At 58.4% G+C, this 15,882-nt stretch carries 20 protein-coding genes; 10 read left to right on the plus strand and 10 right to left on the minus strand.

The annotated features are described in order from the left end of the window. Nucleotides 1-72: 72 nt before the first annotated feature. Nucleotides 73-972: a DMT family transporter gene (locus D8U73_RS08655; protein WP_130904233.1), complete on the minus strand. Its 900-nt coding sequence runs from the start codon at nucleotides 970-972 to the stop codon at nucleotides 73-75. Between the two features lie 95 nt (nucleotides 973-1,067). On the opposite strand from D8U73_RS08655, the gene D8U73_RS08660 reads away from it, so the two are divergent. Beyond that, complete coding sequence (locus D8U73_RS08660) at nucleotides 1,068-1,931, plus strand: LysR substrate-binding domain-containing protein (RefSeq protein ID WP_130904234.1); 864 nt, start codon at nucleotides 1,068-1,070, stop codon at nucleotides 1,929-1,931. A 15-nt stretch (nucleotides 1,932-1,946) separates the two neighbouring features. Here D8U73_RS08660 and yegQ read toward each other — a convergent pair whose 3' ends face one another. Further along, nucleotides 1,947-3,266: a tRNA 5-hydroxyuridine modification protein YegQ gene (gene yegQ, locus D8U73_RS08665; protein ID WP_130904235.1), complete on the minus strand. Its 1,320-nt coding sequence runs from the start codon at nucleotides 3,264-3,266 to the stop codon at nucleotides 1,947-1,949. A gap of 162 nt (nucleotides 3,267-3,428) precedes the next feature. On the opposite strand from yegQ, the gene D8U73_RS08670 reads away from it, so the two are divergent. Next, on the plus strand, nucleotides 3,429-4,490 hold the full coding sequence (locus D8U73_RS08670; protein WP_056854755.1) for an AI-2E family transporter: 1,062 nt from the start codon (nucleotides 3,429-3,431) through the stop codon (nucleotides 4,488-4,490). Here the strand turns inward: D8U73_RS08670 and D8U73_RS08675 are convergent. The 3 genes from D8U73_RS08675 to D8U73_RS08685 all read right to left on the minus strand — a co-directional run bounded on the left by D8U73_RS08675 (nucleotide 4,487) and on the right by D8U73_RS08685 (nucleotide 5,705). Next, the gene (locus tag D8U73_RS08675; RefSeq protein ID WP_056854899.1) at nucleotides 4,487-4,678 is read right to left on the minus strand and encodes a hypothetical protein; all 192 of its coding nucleotides are present in this window, start codon (nucleotides 4,676-4,678) and stop codon (nucleotides 4,487-4,489) included. The two genes, D8U73_RS08670 and D8U73_RS08675, sit on opposite strands and share 4 nt — an antisense overlap. Nucleotides 4,679-4,794: 116 nt before the next feature. After that, nucleotides 4,795-4,989, minus strand: a complete 195-nt coding sequence (locus tag D8U73_RS08680) for a hypothetical protein (RefSeq protein WP_034149937.1) — start codon at nucleotides 4,987-4,989, stop codon at nucleotides 4,795-4,797. Nucleotides 4,990-5,333: 344 nt separating this feature from the next. Then, complete coding sequence (locus D8U73_RS08685) at nucleotides 5,334-5,705, minus strand: hypothetical protein (RefSeq protein ID WP_056854754.1); 372 nt, start codon at nucleotides 5,703-5,705, stop codon at nucleotides 5,334-5,336. 243 nt (nucleotides 5,706-5,948) lie between these two features. Between D8U73_RS08685 and D8U73_RS08690 the strand changes: the two genes are divergently transcribed. Further along, complete coding sequence (locus D8U73_RS08690; RefSeq protein ID WP_130904236.1) at nucleotides 5,949-6,767, plus strand: shikimate 5-dehydrogenase; 819 nt, start codon at nucleotides 5,949-5,951, stop codon at nucleotides 6,765-6,767. Between the two features lie 143 nt (nucleotides 6,768-6,910). On the opposite strand, the gene D8U73_RS08695 is transcribed toward D8U73_RS08690, so the two are convergent. Continuing rightward, nucleotides 6,911-7,558, minus strand: coding sequence for a DUF480 domain-containing protein (locus D8U73_RS08695; RefSeq protein WP_130904237.1), 648 nt, complete (start codon nucleotides 7,556-7,558; stop codon nucleotides 6,911-6,913). Nucleotides 7,559-7,684: 126 nt separating this feature from the next. On the opposite strand from D8U73_RS08695, the gene D8U73_RS08700 reads away from it, so the two are divergent. Next, nucleotides 7,685-8,194, plus strand: coding sequence for a DUF1993 domain-containing protein (locus D8U73_RS08700; protein ID WP_130904238.1), 510 nt, complete (start codon nucleotides 7,685-7,687; stop codon nucleotides 8,192-8,194). An 87-nt stretch (nucleotides 8,195-8,281) separates the two neighbouring features. Here D8U73_RS08700 and sstT read toward each other — a convergent pair whose 3' ends face one another. After that, a complete protein-coding gene (gene sstT / locus D8U73_RS08705) occupies nucleotides 8,282-9,514 on the minus strand; it encodes a serine/threonine transporter SstT (RefSeq protein WP_056854750.1) in 1,233 nt (410 codons plus the stop codon). 390 nt (nucleotides 9,515-9,904) lie between these two features. Here sstT and D8U73_RS08710 point away from each other — a divergent pair, with 390 nt between their 5' ends. Next, the gene (locus D8U73_RS08710; RefSeq protein ID WP_056854749.1) at nucleotides 9,905-11,065 is read left to right on the plus strand and encodes an MFS transporter; all 1,161 of its coding nucleotides are present in this window, start codon (nucleotides 9,905-9,907) and stop codon (nucleotides 11,063-11,065) included. Here the strand turns inward: D8U73_RS08710 and nhaR are convergent. Continuing rightward, nucleotides 11,052-11,951: a transcriptional activator NhaR gene (nhaR, locus tag D8U73_RS08715; protein WP_130904239.1), complete on the minus strand. Its 900-nt coding sequence runs from the start codon at nucleotides 11,949-11,951 to the stop codon at nucleotides 11,052-11,054. The two genes, D8U73_RS08710 and nhaR, sit on opposite strands and share 14 nt — an antisense overlap. Nucleotides 11,952-12,087: 136 nt before the next feature. Between nhaR and D8U73_RS08720 the strand changes: the two genes are divergently transcribed. Continuing rightward, nucleotides 12,088-12,327: a hypothetical protein gene (locus D8U73_RS08720; RefSeq protein ID WP_130904240.1), complete on the plus strand. Its 240-nt coding sequence runs from the start codon at nucleotides 12,088-12,090 to the stop codon at nucleotides 12,325-12,327. A gap of 29 nt (nucleotides 12,328-12,356) precedes the next feature. Further along, nucleotides 12,357-13,106, plus strand: a complete 750-nt coding sequence (locus D8U73_RS08725; protein ID WP_056854746.1) for a TerC family protein — start codon at nucleotides 12,357-12,359, stop codon at nucleotides 13,104-13,106. A gap of 68 nt (nucleotides 13,107-13,174) precedes the next feature. Here D8U73_RS08725 and D8U73_RS08730 read toward each other — a convergent pair whose 3' ends face one another. Continuing rightward, the gene (locus D8U73_RS08730) at nucleotides 13,175-13,342 is read right to left on the minus strand and encodes a hypothetical protein (RefSeq protein ID WP_177336586.1); all 168 of its coding nucleotides are present in this window, start codon (nucleotides 13,340-13,342) and stop codon (nucleotides 13,175-13,177) included. A 167-nt stretch (nucleotides 13,343-13,509) separates the two neighbouring features. Between D8U73_RS08730 and D8U73_RS08735 the strand changes: the two genes are divergently transcribed. From D8U73_RS08735 to D8U73_RS08745, 3 genes are all read left to right on the plus strand, one after another. Further along, on the plus strand, nucleotides 13,510-14,238 hold the full coding sequence (locus D8U73_RS08735; RefSeq protein ID WP_130904242.1) for a peptidase C39 family protein: 729 nt from the start codon (nucleotides 13,510-13,512) through the stop codon (nucleotides 14,236-14,238). Nucleotides 14,239-14,327: 89 nt separating this feature from the next. Next, complete coding sequence (locus D8U73_RS08740; RefSeq protein WP_056854744.1) at nucleotides 14,328-14,540, plus strand: DUF6021 family protein; 213 nt, start codon at nucleotides 14,328-14,330, stop codon at nucleotides 14,538-14,540. Between the two features lie 11 nt (nucleotides 14,541-14,551). Further along, nucleotides 14,552-14,767, plus strand: coding sequence for a hypothetical protein (locus tag D8U73_RS08745; protein WP_056854743.1), 216 nt, complete (start codon nucleotides 14,552-14,554; stop codon nucleotides 14,765-14,767). 48 nt (nucleotides 14,768-14,815) lie between these two features. On the opposite strand, the gene pbpG is transcribed toward D8U73_RS08745, so the two are convergent. Continuing rightward, nucleotides 14,816-15,754 carry a D-alanyl-D-alanine endopeptidase gene (pbpG, locus tag D8U73_RS08750; protein ID WP_056854742.1) on the minus strand — a complete coding sequence of 313 codons (939 nt, stop codon included), beginning with the start codon at nucleotides 15,752-15,754 and terminating at the stop codon, nucleotides 14,816-14,818. Between the last annotated feature and the right edge of the window lie 128 nt (nucleotides 15,755-15,882).

Genomic DNA, 15,882 nt, shown 5'->3' on the forward strand with positions numbered 1-15,882 from the left:
ACGGTATCGAATTGATCCGTAGGAGCGAGGCTTGCCCGCGAAGAGGCCCAATTTTTCAACCTGTCTTCATGATCAGGCGCTCGCCGCCCGAGGCATTGGGCGCCGCTCCAGGTTCAACGCCAACACACTGATCAACACCACCACCGCACCCACTCCAACCATCAGCGTCGGCCTTTCACCGAGGGCAAAAGAAGCGATCAACATCGCCATCGGCGGCACCAGATACAGGGTCATCGTTGCCCGGCTCAGATCCACGTGCGCCAGCACGTAGGCCCATGCCAGATACGCCAGCGCACTCGGAAAAATCCCCAGGGCAAACACCGCGAACTGTACCCGCAGCGGCGCATTCATCACCTGATCCGCCAGCCCCGGCAGGAACACCAACAGCAGCGCAGTACCGGACCAGACCGTGTAGCAAACCAGCGTCAGGCCGTCGTAACGCCCGGTGTGATGCTTTTGCATCGCGAAGTAGACACTCCACGACAATGCCGAGAGCAGAATCAACAAGCCATGGGCGTCGATGCTGCCGAAGCCGTGATCACCTGCCACGACAATCATCACACCGACCAATCCGAGGACGACGCACCCCCAGCGCCAGACGCTCACCCGATCCTTGAATACGAAGCGCGCCAGCAAGGTGCTGAACAGCGGCGTCGTCTGTGCCAGCACACTCGATGCGCCGGCGCTGACGCCCTGTTGGCCGAAATTGATCGCCACGTGATGCAGGCTCACCGCAAACAAACCCAGCCCGAACAGCAGTGGCAGATCTCGGAGTCTCGGCAGATGAATGCCGCGCAACAGCGCGACCGCGGCCATGAACACTGAAGCGATCAGAAAGCGCAGCAACGCCAGATGCGCAGGGTCGTAGGCCAGCAATCCGATGTGGATGCCGCTCGGGGAGTATCCCCAGCAGGCGACAACGAACAGCATGGTCAGGATGATTTTCAGGGGGGAGGGGGTCAGAGGATTCATGGTCGGGCACCGGTGGAATATGCGCCGAGTATCGGAATCCTTATCGTTCATCACAACTGACTTATACTGCGCTATCTATTCACTTTGGGTGATGTATGGAGCTGGCGCAGATTCGCATGTTCAAGACCGTGGCCGAGGTTGGCAGTATTGCCCGTGCCGCCGAGCTGTTGCATTGCGTGCCGTCGAATATCACGGCGCGCATCAAGTCGCTGGAAGCGGAGTTGGGTGTGGCGCTGTTTCTGCGTGAAGGGCGTGGTTTGCGGATCAGCCCGTCTGGCCAGACCTTTCTGACCTACGCCTCGAGGATTCTGGCCCTGACCGCTGAAGCCAAGCGTGCGGTGGACCCGATGGCTGAGCCGTCCGGGCCATTGCGCATTGGCGCCATCGAGTCTTCCGCTACCGGACGCTTGCCGCGCTTGCTGGCCAAGTTTCACAAGCGCTATCCAGCGGTAGCATTGGAATTGACCACGGGCAGTTGGGGGCAGTTGCTCGATGACACGTTGAGCCATCGACTTGACGGCGCAATCGTCGCGGTGGATGTCGAGCGCTCGCATCTCAAGCGTACGCCAATGTACCGCGAAGACCTGTTGCTGATCGCCTCGACGTCGCTTGGGCCGGTGCACGACATGGCGGATCTGCAGGACAAGACCGTGTTCATGTGGCCTCAAGGTTGTCCGTACCGAGCGGCGCTGGAGCATTGGTTGTTGCGCCAGGGCATGGCGTTGCCGATTGTCAGTCTGGCCAGTTACGGCGCAATCGTCGGCTGTGTGAGTGCCGGGGCAGGCGTGGCATTGGTGCCCAAGGGCGTGTTCGATCAATACGCCAAGGGCGCGGGTTGCGTGGGCTATGAGTTTGCTGAACTGACGGCCATTGAAAACCTGTTTTATTGGCATGAAAACGCCGGGGTGCACCCGGCGCGTGAGGCGTTTGTGGCGATGTTGCGCGAAGAGTTCGCCTGACGCTCTATAGGAGGGTTACGACAAATCCCGCATCAGCAGCCCGAAATTCAGATCCACCGCATCCGGAATCGGCAAATACACCGTGTGTCCGTCGCCCGGTGCCACTTTGATGGGCTCGCCTTGCATGTTCTGCAGCTGGTGCAGATCGAAGTGGAAGTTGCCCTTGGGCGTCATCAGTTCCATGTGGTCGCCCAAGGCAAAACGGTTTTTCACCTTTACTTGCGCCAAACGCCCCTGACGTTCGCCTGTCAGTTCGCCGACGAACTGTTGTCGCTCTGATACCGAACTGCCGTTCTGGTAGTTCTGGTATTCGTCGTGCACATGGCGCCGCAGGAAGCCCTCGGTGTAACCGCGCTGGGCGAGGGATTCCAGATCTGCCATCAGGCTGCGGTCGAACGTCCGGCCAGCCACCGCATCGTCGATTGCCCGGCGGTAAACCTGAGTGGTGCGTGCGCAATAGAAATGCGATTTGGTCCGGCCTTCGATTTTCAGTGAGTGCACCCCCATCCGCGTCAGGCGCTCGACATGCTGCACCGCGCGCAGATCCTTGGCGTTCATGATGTAGGTGCCGTGTTCATCCTCGAAGGCCGGCATCTGTTCGGCCGGACGGTTGGCTTCCTGTAACAGGAACACCTGGTCGGTGGGCGCGCCGATGCCCAGGGTCGGTTCCGGCTCGAACGTCTGGACGATCTCTCCCAGCAGGTTCTCGGTGGCCGGTTGCGCAGCGTATTTCCAGCGGCAAGCGTTGGTGCAGCTGCCTTGGTTGGCGTCGCGTTTGTTCATGTAGCCCGACAGCAGGCAGCGCCCGGAATAGGCCATACACAACGCACCATGCACAAATACCTCCAGCTCCATGGCCGGAACCTGTTGGCGAATTTCCTCGATTTCTTCCAGCGACAACTCCCGCGACAGGATGATCCGGCTCAAGCCCTGTTGCTGCCAGAACTCGACACTGGCCCAATTCACGGTGTTGGCCTGCACTGAAAGGTGAATCGGCATCTGCGGATAGTGTCGGCGCACCAGCATGATCAGGCCGGGATCGGACATGATCAGCGCGTCGGGCGCCATGGCGATGATGGGCGCCAGGTCCTTGAGGAAGGTCTTTAGCTTGGCGTTGTGCGGCGCGATGTTGACCACTACATAGAAACGTTTGCCCAGCGCCTGCGCCTCGCGAATGCCGAGGGCCAGATGGGCATGATCGAATTCGTTGTTGCGCACCCGCAGACTGTAGCGCGGCTGACCGGCATACACCGCATCGGCGCCGTAGGCGAACGCATAACGCATGTTTTTCAGGGTGCCGGCGGGGGCGAGCAGTTCCGGAGCAATGAGGTTCATGGTGAGTCGATCGCAAAAGCCGAGCAGGGTAAACGCTTTGCTCCGAGGGTTTATTGATCTGGATCTATGCTTTATTCACAAACGGATGGCACTCGTGCGAGCCGTGGCGGCCTAAGGAACAGGACGTACTTTCGCGTTCAGGCAGACTGGCATGGATCGGACATGAACGAAGAAACACTTAAAGACAGGTCGTTGACGATCCTGCTGGCACTGGTAAGCGTTGCTTTCATCTGGATATTGTTGCCGTTTTACGGTGCCGTATTCTGGGCGGTGATCCTCGGGATTCTGTTCGCCCCTCTACAGCGAAGGCTGCAATTGAAATTCGGCTGGCAGCGCAACCTCACCTCCATGCTCACCTTGAGCATCTGTTTGTTGATCGCGATCCTGCCGGTGATTGTCCTGAGCATCTTTCTGGTGCAGGAAGGAACAGCGGTCTACCAGAAGATCGAGAGTGGTGAACTGGACATAGCCGGCTACGTGACGCAGTTCAAGCACAGCCTGCCGGCCTACTTCCAGCATTTGCTCGACCGTTTCGGAATGGGCGAACTGAATGGGCTGCGGGAGAAAATCATCAAGAGCGCCATGTCCGGCAATGAATTCGTTGCTACTCAGGTGTTCAGTTTTGGTCAGGGGACGTTCGAGTTCATCGTCAGCTTTTTCATCATGCTGTACCTGCTGTTTTTCTTCTTGCGTGACGGTGCCGAACTTGCGCGCAAGGTGCGCATGGCCGTACCGCTGGAGGAAACCCAGAAGCGCCGTTTGCAACTCAAGTTCAACCGCGTGGTGCGGGCGACCGTGAAGGGCAATCTGGTGGTGGCGATCACGCAGGGCGCGTTGGGCGGTTTGATCTTCTGGTTTCTGGATATTCCCAGTGTCTTGATCTGGGCAGTGCTGATGGCGTTTCTGTCGCTGTTGCCGGCTGTGGGGGCCGGGATTGTCTGGGCGCCGGTGGCAGCGTTTTTCCTGTTTACCGGGGCGATCTGGCAAGGCGTGACATTGGCCTTGTTCGGTGTGTTCGTGATCGGCCTGGTCGATAACGTGCTGCGACCGATCCTGGTGGGCAAGGACACGAAGATGCCCGATTACATGATCCTGATTTCCACCTTGGGTGGCCTGGCGATCTTCGGTCTCAATGGCTTTGTCATCGGGCCGTTGATTGCCGCACTGTTCATGTCGAGCTGGGCGATTTTCATCGAGACCAAGCCGCGGGTTCAGTTGCCTTAGGCGTTGAGCTTGCCTTGCTGGCCAGCACTGATTTGCTGCGACAGCGCCTGGGCATCGGGCAGTGAGGTGAGCGGGCCGCTGATTTGTTCGCCATCCTGGACGAGATACCAGCAGGCAAGCATGCCCAGCGCTCTGAGCGGTGCAGGGACGGCGCTGCCGATAACGGACATGATCTGAACTTGAGACATCATAAGTAACCTCCATCAATCTATGGGGCTACCTTACGTGGCGCAGGTTTTTACGAACAATCACCGTTTTCGATAGTGGTCATTGATGCGAGTGAGGGCAATTGACCCGCTGTCGCTCAATCGACGACCTGGTCGAGCATGTGCACCACTTCCTGCTCATTGAGCAGGCCTTTGCGCACCAGGTTTTGCGTCAGCAGCGAAAGGAACTTGGCGCTGCGATGACCTTCCAGGTGCTTGAGTTCGGTCAGCGCGTTGTACACCTTGCTTGAAGTGCACAGGCCGACAATGCGGTGCGGATTTTGCGTTGGCATGAGGTCGTCCTTGTTGTTATCAACCTGTTCTTGACGGACAGGTCCGAGCTTGCAGACCTGACATGACATAAATATGACCGTTGGCTGCCGCGCGGCAGAAACAGTGTCGCGACACTGTTGCCCATTTATGCCCGGCCCGCTGTCCCGAGAGCGACCTCGGCGAGATTTATTCAGACCAGCCTGATGATAAGTCAGAAGGTGAAAGCGTTGTTCAGGACGAAACAACGGGCCAAAAAAGCCCCGCTATCACAGCGCAATACTGCTCACTCAAAGACGAGCTCCCTCGCCACAGGATGCTTTAAGTGAACAGCATCTAGCCGTCACTGCGGGGCTTGATGAACCAGTCAGTAGTGACCGTAACGGGGGCGATAGTAACCGCGGGGTGGGCCGTAATAGCCACGGGGTGGCCCGTAATAGACCGGCGCCGGACGGTAGTAGATCGGCTGTTGCACGTACACTGGAGCCGGTTGGTAGTAGACCGGAGGCGGTGGCGGTGCGTAATAGACCGGGGCCGGCTGGGCATAGACCGGTTGCGGCGCGACGTACACCGGTCGGTTGCTGTTGATGATGGCCGAGCCAACGATGGCCGTGCCCACGATCGCGCCAAATACCGCCGGGCCTTCCCAACCGCCGCCGCCACCGCCATGCGCCTCTGCCTGCCCGGCGATAGTCAGAGCGCCGATCAGCAAGGCCACTGTGGGGATTGTACGGATCATGATAGTTCCTCGCTTCTTCGCCCCGGCGCTTGTGTCTGCAATAGACTCAAGGTTTGTCGCGGGGATACTTCTAAGACAGCGTTTTTTTGAAAATCAGCACAGCCGCAGGGTAAATTTTGTGTAAGGTCTGTACCGGTTTTCTGACGGTTGCAGGTGCCGCCGACAGGTACGCAATTATCATTGATCAGAACACTTGGGCTGGCTAATCCCGTCCATCTGAAAGTGCGTTAGAAGGAGATCTTCATGCAGATGAACCCCAATCGAGACACTCAGTTGTGCATGTCACTTTCCGGGCGCCCCGGCAACTTTGGCCTGCGATTTCACAATCATCTGTATGAGCAGTTGGGGTTGAATTTCTATTACAAGGCGTTCAGCAGTCAGGATCTGCCGGGTGCCGTGGGCGGTATTCGTGCGCTGGGCATTCGCGGGTGTGGCGTGTCCATGCCGTTCAAGGAAGCCTGTATTGCCTTGGTCGATGAAATGGACGCTTCCGCCGCCGCCATTCAATCGATCAACACCATCGTTAACACCGACGGCCATCTCAAGGCCTACAACACTGATTACATTGCCGTGGCCCAACTGCTGCAAACCCACGAAGTGCCCAAGGACACTTCATTTGCGCTGCGCGGCAGCGGTGGCATGGCCAAGGCTGTTGCCAGTGCCCTGCGTGACGGTGGTTACAAAAACGGCTTGATCGTGGCCCGTAACGAACGCGCCGGCCGCGCTTTGGCCCAATCCCTGGGTTATGAATGGCAAGCGGACCTGGGTACCCGTCGTCCGCAGATGCTGGTCAACGTAACCCCGGTGGGCATGGATGGCGGGGCAGAAGCCGGTAAATTGGCCTTCGACGTCGAAGTCATCAAGGCTGCGGATATCGTCTTCGATGTGGTGGCGATACCGTCGGAAACCCCGCTGATCGTGCGGGCGCGTGCCGAGGGCAAGAAGGTCATTACCGGGCTGGAAGTGATTGCAATCCAGGCCTTGGAGCAGTTTGTGCTGTACACCGGCGTTCGCCCGACAGAGGAACAGTTTCAGAAAGCGGTGGCGTTTGCGCGGGGTTGATAAACCCTGTTCTCTTGTTGTTTGAACCGGCCACATCGTCAGCAGGCTAGCTGTGATCCCACAATGGAATGCATTTCAATGTGGGAGCCAGCCTGCTGGCGATGACGGCGCTAAATCCAACACCAAGGTGACCAGCCGATCGGTTATTCCAGCCGCGCCAGCCGCTCTTCCAGCGCCGCAATCCGCGCCTCCAGCTCCTCTATCCGCTCAACCGAAACACCGCTGCCGGCGCCGCGTTCCGACGGGTTCTGCCGCGCCGCGAGAATCGCCTCGATATCCGCCGGATCGCCCAGCGCATGGGTATAACGGTCTTCGCGCTGCCCCGCCTGTCGCGGAATCAGCACCGCCAGCCCTCGCGCAATCAAGCGCTCGAGCTGATGCACCACCTGTTCGGCATCTTCAAACTCATGCATGCGACCACTGCGGGTCAGCAGTTCGTTGACTGTCTGCGGTCCGCGCAAAAACATCAGCCCGGTCAGAATCACCTGAGGCGGCACCAACTCCAACGCCTTGTCGACTTTGTGTTCCCAGCGATCTGCGCGGCTGCCCATCACCAGTTTGGTGAAACCGCGTCCTTCAAGTGCACGCAGGCTCTGCCCAACCTGGCCGGGAGTGAGGTTCATCACCGGTTCGCGGCTGGTTTTCTGGTTGCAGGCAATCACCAGGGCATTGAGGGTAAGCGGATAGGTTTCCGGGCTGGTGGCCTGTTTCTCGATCAACGAACCCAGAATGCGGATTTCCGTGCCGTTCAGGCGTGGTTCGTCAAAGGTCTGTTCTTGTTCAGTGCTCATCGCGCTTTTCCCTGTGCCATCGAAGCAGCCTAGCCTAATCCTTGCAGGATAAAAGACAAGCCGCAGGACGGTCGCGCATGGCTATAATCGGCCCCACGTTTCCTCCTGTCATCACGCGAGACTGCCATGACCATTTCCCTGTACGACGCCTCCGTTCCTGTTTTCCAGCAAATGCTCAACGCCCTGAGCGATGTACTGAAAAAAGCCGAGGCCCACGCCACCGCCAAGAACATCGACCCGAACGCCTTCCTGCAAGCCCGCCTGTACCCGGACATGTTCCCGCTGGTGCGCCAGGTGCAAATCGCCGTCGATTTCGCCAAGGGCGTTTCTTCGCGTCTGGCCGAGGTTGAAGTGCCGAAGTACGACGACACCGAAACCAGTTTCGCCGAGCTGCAAGCGCTGATCACCAAGGTTCTGGCCTACATCGGCGAGTTCACGCCTGAGCAGATCAATGGCAAGGAAGGCATCGAGATCGTCACCCGTCCTGGCACGCCGAAAGAAAAGCGTTTTTCTGGCCAGGCTTACCTGCTGACCTACGGCCTGCCGCAGTTCTTCTTCCACGTCACCACCACTTATGCGCTGTTGCGCCACAACGGTGTGGAAGTGGGCAAGCGCGATTACATGGGCGCGTTCTAAACCGTCCAGATGTAAAAAAGCCCCCGGAGCCTTTGGCTGCGGGGGCTTTTTCATGGGCAAGCGATCTGCTGTGGGAGTGGCGATGTACTACGCCAGCCGTTCGGCTTTCTGCTCTTCACCCAGGCAAGCCGCCGCCGTGAACAGCACATCAGTGGAAGAATTCAGAGCGGTCTCCGCCGAATCCTGCAACACACCAATAATGAAACCAACGGCTACCACCTGCATGGCGATTTCGCTTGGAATGCCGAACAGGCTGCACGCCAGTGGAATCAGCAACAGCGAACCACCCGCCACACCCGAAGCGCCGCAGGCGCAGATTGCCGCGACGACGCTGAGCAGGATCGCAGTCGGGATATCCACGGTGATCCCCAGTGTGTGCACGGCCGCCAACGTCAGTACGGTGATAGTGATCGCAGCACCGGCCATGTTGATGGTCGCACCCAAAGGGATCGACACCGAGTAGGTGTCTTCGTGCAGGCCCAGACGCTTGCTCAACTCCAGGTTGACCGGAATGTTCGCTGCCGAACTGCGGGTGAAGAATGCGGTGATGCCGCTCTCGCGCAAGCAGGTCAGTACCAGCGGATACGGGTTGCGGCGCAGTTTCCAGAACACGATGAGCGGGTTCATCACCAGCGCCACGAACAACATGCAACCCAGCAGCACGGCCAACAGATGCGCGTAGCCGATCAAGGCACCAAAACCCGACGTCGCCAGGGTCGAAGCCACCAGGCCGAAAATCCCCAGCGGCGCGAAGCTGATGACCAGCCGCACGATAACCGTCACGCCGTTGGACAGGTCGCCCAGCACTTCACGCGTCGTGTCGCCCGCATGGCGGATGGCGATACCCATGCCGATGGCCCAGGCCAGGATGCCGATGAAGTTGGCATTCATCAGCGCACTGATCGGGTTATCCACCACACTCAACAGCAGGCTTTGCAGCACTTCGCCAATGCCGCCCGGCGCTGTCACCGCCACGTCCTGCGTCGACAGCACAAGGCTGGACGGGAACATCATGCTGGCAATCACCGCGACCACTGCAGCGGCGAACGTCCCCAGTAGATACAGGAACAGAATCGGTCGGATATGGGTTTCCTGGCCGTGCTTGTGGTTGGCGATGGACGCCATCACCAGTATGAACACCAGAATCGGTGCGACGGCTTTCAGTGCCGAGACAAACACTTTGCCAATGAACGCCGTGGATTTCGCCGCGTCGGGGGCAAGCAGCGCCAGGGTAATACCGGCGATCAGGCCGATCACGATCTGCGTGACCAGGCTCAAGCGTTTAATGCGGTGTAATAGAGAAGGGGATGAAGCAGTCATAAAACAGCATCTCTGATTTTTATTAATGCATGGTTTCGCAGGTTTGCGGCAACAAACAGGGCAGGCCGCAGGCAGGAAACCGAGAAGGAAACACAGGGCAAATGCCAGCGTTGATTCCTGTGGCGAGGGAGCAAGCTCCCTCGCCATGGGTGTCTCGACTAACCGACCGGACATTCACCACAGGGTGTACATTTTTCAGGGCGCGGACTTTATCACAGCGTAGGTGCGATCCTTCAGACCTGTGACGAACTGCCACCCCGGCATTCAACGCGAATTGCAGGTTCGTGCAACCGCATCCGCAAGCACTCTGTTAAGATTCGCCATCCTCATTTTCATATTGCCAGTGAGCCTTCGGGCTATCGCTGGTGTTCTCGTTTTCTGGAGTTTTGCATGCTGTTGCCCATCCTTCTGTTGTCTGCCGCCGGGTTCACGGTGCTGACCACGGAGTTCGTCATCGTCGGCCTGTTGCCGGCCATCGCCCGTGATCTAGGCGTCAGCATCCCGCAAGCGGGTCTGCTGGTGACGCTGTTCGCTTTCACTGTTGCTGCCTTCGGCCCATTTCTGACGGCGTACTTCGCGCGCTTCGAGCGGCGCAAGCTGTTTATTTCGGTGTTGATCATGTTTGGTCTGGCCAACACACTGGCGGCACTGGCGCCGAATATCTGGGTCATGGCGTTCGCGCGGCTGATCCCGGCGCTGGGGTTGCCGGTGTTCTGGGCCCTGGCCAGTGAAACAGCGGTCGATATTGTCGGGCCGGACTACGCGGGACGGGCCATTGCCAAGATCGGCTTCGGTATTGTCTGCGCCACGGTGTTCGGCATACCCGTGGGCACACTGATTTCCGATGCCTTCGGCTGGCGCAGTGCTTTCGCGATCCTGGCTGTCATCGCGTTTGCCAAGGCGTTGTTGCTGTTTATCTATTTGCCAAAAACCAGCCTGCATCAACATCAGGTGAGTTTTCTATCGCAGTTCAAGATCCTGCGCAGCCCGTTGATGATCGGTCACGTGTTGTTGTCGGTGATTGTGTTCAGCGGCATGTTCACTGCTTATACCTATCTGGCGGACATCCTCGAGCGCCTGGCCGGCTTCAACGGCACCGTGGTTGGCTGGTGCCTGATGGGTTTCGGCGCGGTCGGGTTGATCGGCAATTCGCTGGGTGGTCGCGCGGTAGACCGTCATCCGCTGATGGCGTCGATGATGTTTTGCGCATTCATGATCGCCGGGCTGGTGGCGCTGGTGCCGAACATTCATTCGCCCGTGGGGCTGGCGGCGGCGATGGGCATCTGGGGCGTGACGCAGGCGGCGATGTTCCTGGTCAGCCATGTGCGTTTGATGAAGGCGGCACCGCAGGCGCCGGCGTTCGCCGCGTCGCTGAACATTGCCGGGGCCAACCTCGGTATTGGCCTGGGCGCCATGATCGGCGGCCGGGTGATCGACAGTGTAGGCCTGCAAGGCCTTGGTTTTGCCGCGGCGGCTTTTATCCTGGCATCGATCCTGTTGGCCATCGCCCTGATGACCTTCAAGCCCCGGGAAGTGGTCACAGCGCCGTAAACAACTCGCGTCGGGCACCTTCGGTAATGGCGACAATGCCGGGGTGCTTGACCTTGCGTTCCACCGAAATGGCGTAGAACGACTCGCTCACCGCGTCGGTCTGGCCAATCACTTCCACGCCGCACTGGCGTTTCACTTCATCGGCGATCACGCTCGGGCCGATGAAAATCCCGCTGCCGGATTGACCAAAGGCCTGCATCAACGCGCTGTCGTCGAACTCGCCGACAATTTGCGGCTGAATTTGCTGTTCGGCGAACCAGCGTTGCAAACGGCTGCGGACCACGGTTTCCGGTCCCGGAATCAGCAAAGGCGCGCCATGCAGGCTGCGGGGGAAATCCTGGCCATATTGTGCCGCGAGCTCAGGGGTGGCAAAAAAACTGATCCCGCATTCACCGAGTTTCTGGCTGTAGCCCTTGATATCCAGGTGCGACGGCATCGGGCTGTCGGATATCACCAGGTCCAGGCGCTGGATCGCGAGGTCGGCAAGCAGGCGCTCCAGTTTGTCCTCGCGACAGGTAATGCGTAGCGGTTCACTCAATTCCATGGTTGGCGCAATCAGCCGATAGACGATGGATTTGGGCACTACATCGGCGACGCCGACCCGGAACAGAATCTGCTGTTCATTGGGCTGCGCACGCAGCATCAGCTCCAGCTCACCGCCCAGCTGAAACATTTGCTCGGCGTAGGGCAGGGTCTGCCGCCCGGCTTCGGTGAGTTCCAGTTGCCTTCCGACCCGGCGAAACAGTTCGATTCCGTACGTTTGTTCGAGCAGGGAAATTTGCCCGCTGATGGTCTGTGGCGTCAGGTTCAGTTGTTCGCAGGCGCGAACGATGCTGCCGGTCTTGGCCACGACCCAGAAGTAATGTAATTGCCGATAGTTGAGCATGTCGTTTTCATAGTTCGCAAAAACCGAAGTATAGCCGGTAAAAAAACGAATTTTCCTGAAGTATTCATCTCCCTAGAATGCCTCGCTATCAACGGGCCATCGTTTCGGTCCCGTTCGTTCTATCGAGGGAAGCATCATGAAATTCAAAGCTACGGTGTTGTTGATCTCATCTTTACTGGTGTTGGCCGGTTGCGACCAGGCGGAAAAAAGCGCTCAGCAATTGATGGGTAAGGCGGCGGAAAGCGCCAAGCAGGCCATAGACGATACCCACAAAGCCGCCGAACAGGCGCTCAGTGACGCCACTGGCGGACTGATCAGCAAAAAAGAATCAGAAAAAGAATCGGAAAAAACCGAATCTTCTTCCCAGGAAATCTAAACCGTCTTACAGCGAGCCAGGACTGACCCATGGAATACCTTTTACAACTAGCCGCCAGCCCCACTGCCTGGGTTGCCCTGGCCACCCTGGTGGTGATGGAAATCGTGCTCGGCATCGATAACCTGATCTTCATCTCGATCCTGACCAACAAACTGCCCGAGCAGCATCGGCAGAAAGCGCGGCGCATCGGTATCGGCATGGCGCTGATCCTGCGCTTGGGCTTGCTCAGCACCATCGCATTCATTGTCCAGTTGACCGCGCCGGTCATTGAAATTCTCGGCCATGCGTTCTCCTGGAAAGACATGATCCTGATTGCTGGTGGCTTGTTCCTGCTGTGGAAGGCAACCACCGAGATCCATCACAGCATGGACCCGGCGCCGGAAGATCCGAAGTCGGCAACCTCGACCGTGACCCTGGGCTTTGCCGCGGCCATTGGTCAGATTCTGATGCTGGACATGGTGTTCTCTATCGACAGCATCATTACCGCCGTCGGCATGACCGAGCATTTGCCGATCATGATCATTGCGGTCGTGGTGTCGGTACTGGTGATGTTGCTGGCGGCTGATCCACTGGCCAAGTTCATCAACGACAACCCGACTGTGGTCATGCTGGCCCTGGGCTTCCTGATCATGATCGGCATGACGCTGATCGCCGAAGGTTTCGGCGCCCATGTACCGAAAGGCTACGTTTATGCCGCCATGGCATTCTCGGCTGCTATCGAAGTGCTGAACATGATGTCTCGCCGGGCGAGACAGAAGCGTGTAGCTGCTGAAGCTTAATCTTCGCTAAATGAACGGCCGCCTGAACTCAAGAGAGTCCAGGCGGCCTTTTTTTTATCCGGTAGGCGTCAGTGCGCGGTGACGTGGTGTGCGGCTGGTTCTTCGGCTTTCGGCGCGGGTGCTGAATGAGCTGAGGGATGGTGCCGGCGGGTAACGCGCAGAACGCCCCATAACATGGCGGCGGCTACGGCCAACCAGCCGCTGATCAACATCACGATTGTCATAATCAGGCTCATCGATGCCTCCTCTTTGCCCTGCAGCGGGCGGACACGCTATGCAAGTGACAGTCTAGTCGCTGTCGTGTTTCAGGCTATTGACCGAAGGTCGACAGCCATCAACCAGTTCGCTCTATGCAAACCAGCCAACTACCGGTTAAGGCTATACCGATGCTCCGTGGCGTCCTATGATCGACGGCCAAGCCGGGAAGCGGATTGCCTGGCGTCTGAACAAGAGAGTGATGATGGTGCGGGTAATTTCTCGAATGCTTTCAGTGGCGGTCATCGTGGGTTGTGTCGCCGGTCTGGCGGGCTGCGCGGGGAGCGTGGCACCACAAATCAAGCGTCTGCCGGAACGGGTGGAGCTCAGTGGTCGCTTCTACAAGGGCGTGGCCAATCAAAGCGGGCCGCAGGTGCTGGCGAGCATGTTGTCCCAGCAAGGCATCGTGATCACTCCGGGCCTGCTGGATAAACCGCTGCGTCTGCCGGGCGCCGAAGCCCAATTGCAACAGAACATGCAAAACCTCGCCCGCGAGTACGGGATGATGGTCTATCCGCTGGACAGCAACCTGCCAGCCTTGCTGACTCAGGTGGCGGCCGGGTATCCGGTCATGGTGCGGTTTACCGAAGGTTCGGCGCTTTGGTCCGAGCCGCGTTATGCCATTCTCACGGGGTACAACCGGCAGAAGCAGACTGTATTACTGCGAGCCGGGATGGATCAGCGGCTGCTGATGAGCTTCGGTTCGTTCGAATCGGCATTCAAGGATGCGGGTGGCTGGGCGGTGTTGATTCAGGCGCCAACGCAGATTCCCGCCGACGTCGACCAGCAGCGCTGGCTGAAGGCGGCAAACGATCTCGCCCAGGCCGGCCAGGAGCAGGCGGCGGCAAAAGCCAAAAAAGCCTTGGGCGCCCATTAAGCCCGTTCGTCATCTGCCGGGCACCCCTGCGCAGCGGTATCCTCTGACTATCAAGGCCCGTCTTTTCGGGCCGCGATCAGGAGGCGCTCATGGCACATTCCAATACTCCCGCTGGCCCGCATTCGTCTGAGCATTCGTCCGGCGATGAGCTGGGCTTCGACCCCGATTCTCCTGACCTCGCCGACCCTCAGGTCGATCCCATCGGACCGGCCAAGGCGCCTAAAGACGTGAAGCCGGGCGATGACCCTAAGGCTCCCGCAAAGCCCTACGATCCACTCGGTGACCTGAAACCTCAGGTCTGATGGAGGTGTGTATGTCCACTGATTCGAGTTTCAACGATAAACGCCCGGAAACCGTTCCCACTACACCGCAAGAGGACATCGATCCCGTACTGGATCCGGATAGCCCGATGCGCGATCCGCTGGCTCGGCCGACGGTGGCGCCAACCGAGCATCCCCAGAGCTGGCGAGACCCAAGCAAAGGCGATGGCATTCCGGATGACGACCAGATGCCGCTGCCCAACGATTGAAGAAAAAAGCCCCGAATATTCGGGGCTTTTGCTTGCGGTTGTCAGTATTTACTTTGAAGCTTCGACGACACCGCTCTGACGTTGCTTCAGGTTTTTATCCGCTTTGTATTGCAGGGCAACCGAAGGCACGTCCGCGCTTTTTCCACTCTCAACCCAATTACGCATGCGCGTGGCATCGGCAAAGTGGGTGTATTTGCCATAGGCGTCGAGTATGACCAGGGCCACCGGGCGGTTGCTCATCCGAGTTACGAGCACCAGACAGTGACCTGCTGCGTTGGTGAAACCGGTCTTTGTCAGCTGGATGTCCCAGTCCGGCTTGCGGACCAAATGGTCGGTGTTGCGAAAGCCCAGGCTGTAGACGGGTTTGCGGAACGTAACGGTTTTTTCCTTGGTCGTGCTCAACTCGGTCAGCAGCGGATACTTGTGCGCGGCGATCAGCAGTTTGCTCAAATCACGTGCGGTCGAAACGTTGCGCGGGGAGAGACCTGTTGGCTCGACGAAATGGGTATTGGTCATGCCCAGGGCCCGGGCTTTGGCATTCATCGCCGCAATAAACGCGGCGTAACCACCCGGATAATGGTGGGCGAGGCTCGCGGCGGCGCGGTTTTCCGACGACATCAGGGCAATCAGCAGCATTTCCCGGCGTGGCAACTCGCTCTTGAGTTTTACCCGGGAATACACACCCTTCATTTCTGGCGTGTCGCTGATGTTGATGTTGATGTACTCGTCCATGTTCTGCCGGGCTTCCACCACGACCAGGCCGGTCATCAGTTTGCTGACGGAAGCGATGGGCACGACAACGTCGGGGTTGCTGGCGTAGATGACTTTGTTGGTCTGGATATCCAGCAGTAAAGAGCTGCCGGAAGCGAGTTTGAGTTGCGAGGTGGATCGAGGCGCTGCAGTGGTTTCGCCAGCGCTGGCGATTGGCGTGATGAAAGTCCCTGTAACTGCAAAAAATAGGCTCAGGATGGAAAGACGGATTTTCACGCTGGCAGACTCATAAAGTGTTGATATGCCGTGTTGTAACGGGCTATTTCTCGAAAAGCGCGACATTCTGGAGTATGGCTGAATAACTGTCGATGGTTGTTCAAGTACCAGGTGAAAGTCCCGGAAAA

Source organism: Pseudomonas sp. Sample_22 (assembly GCF_004307635.1).
Taxonomy (GTDB): domain Bacteria; phylum Pseudomonadota; class Gammaproteobacteria; order Pseudomonadales; family Pseudomonadaceae; genus Aquipseudomonas.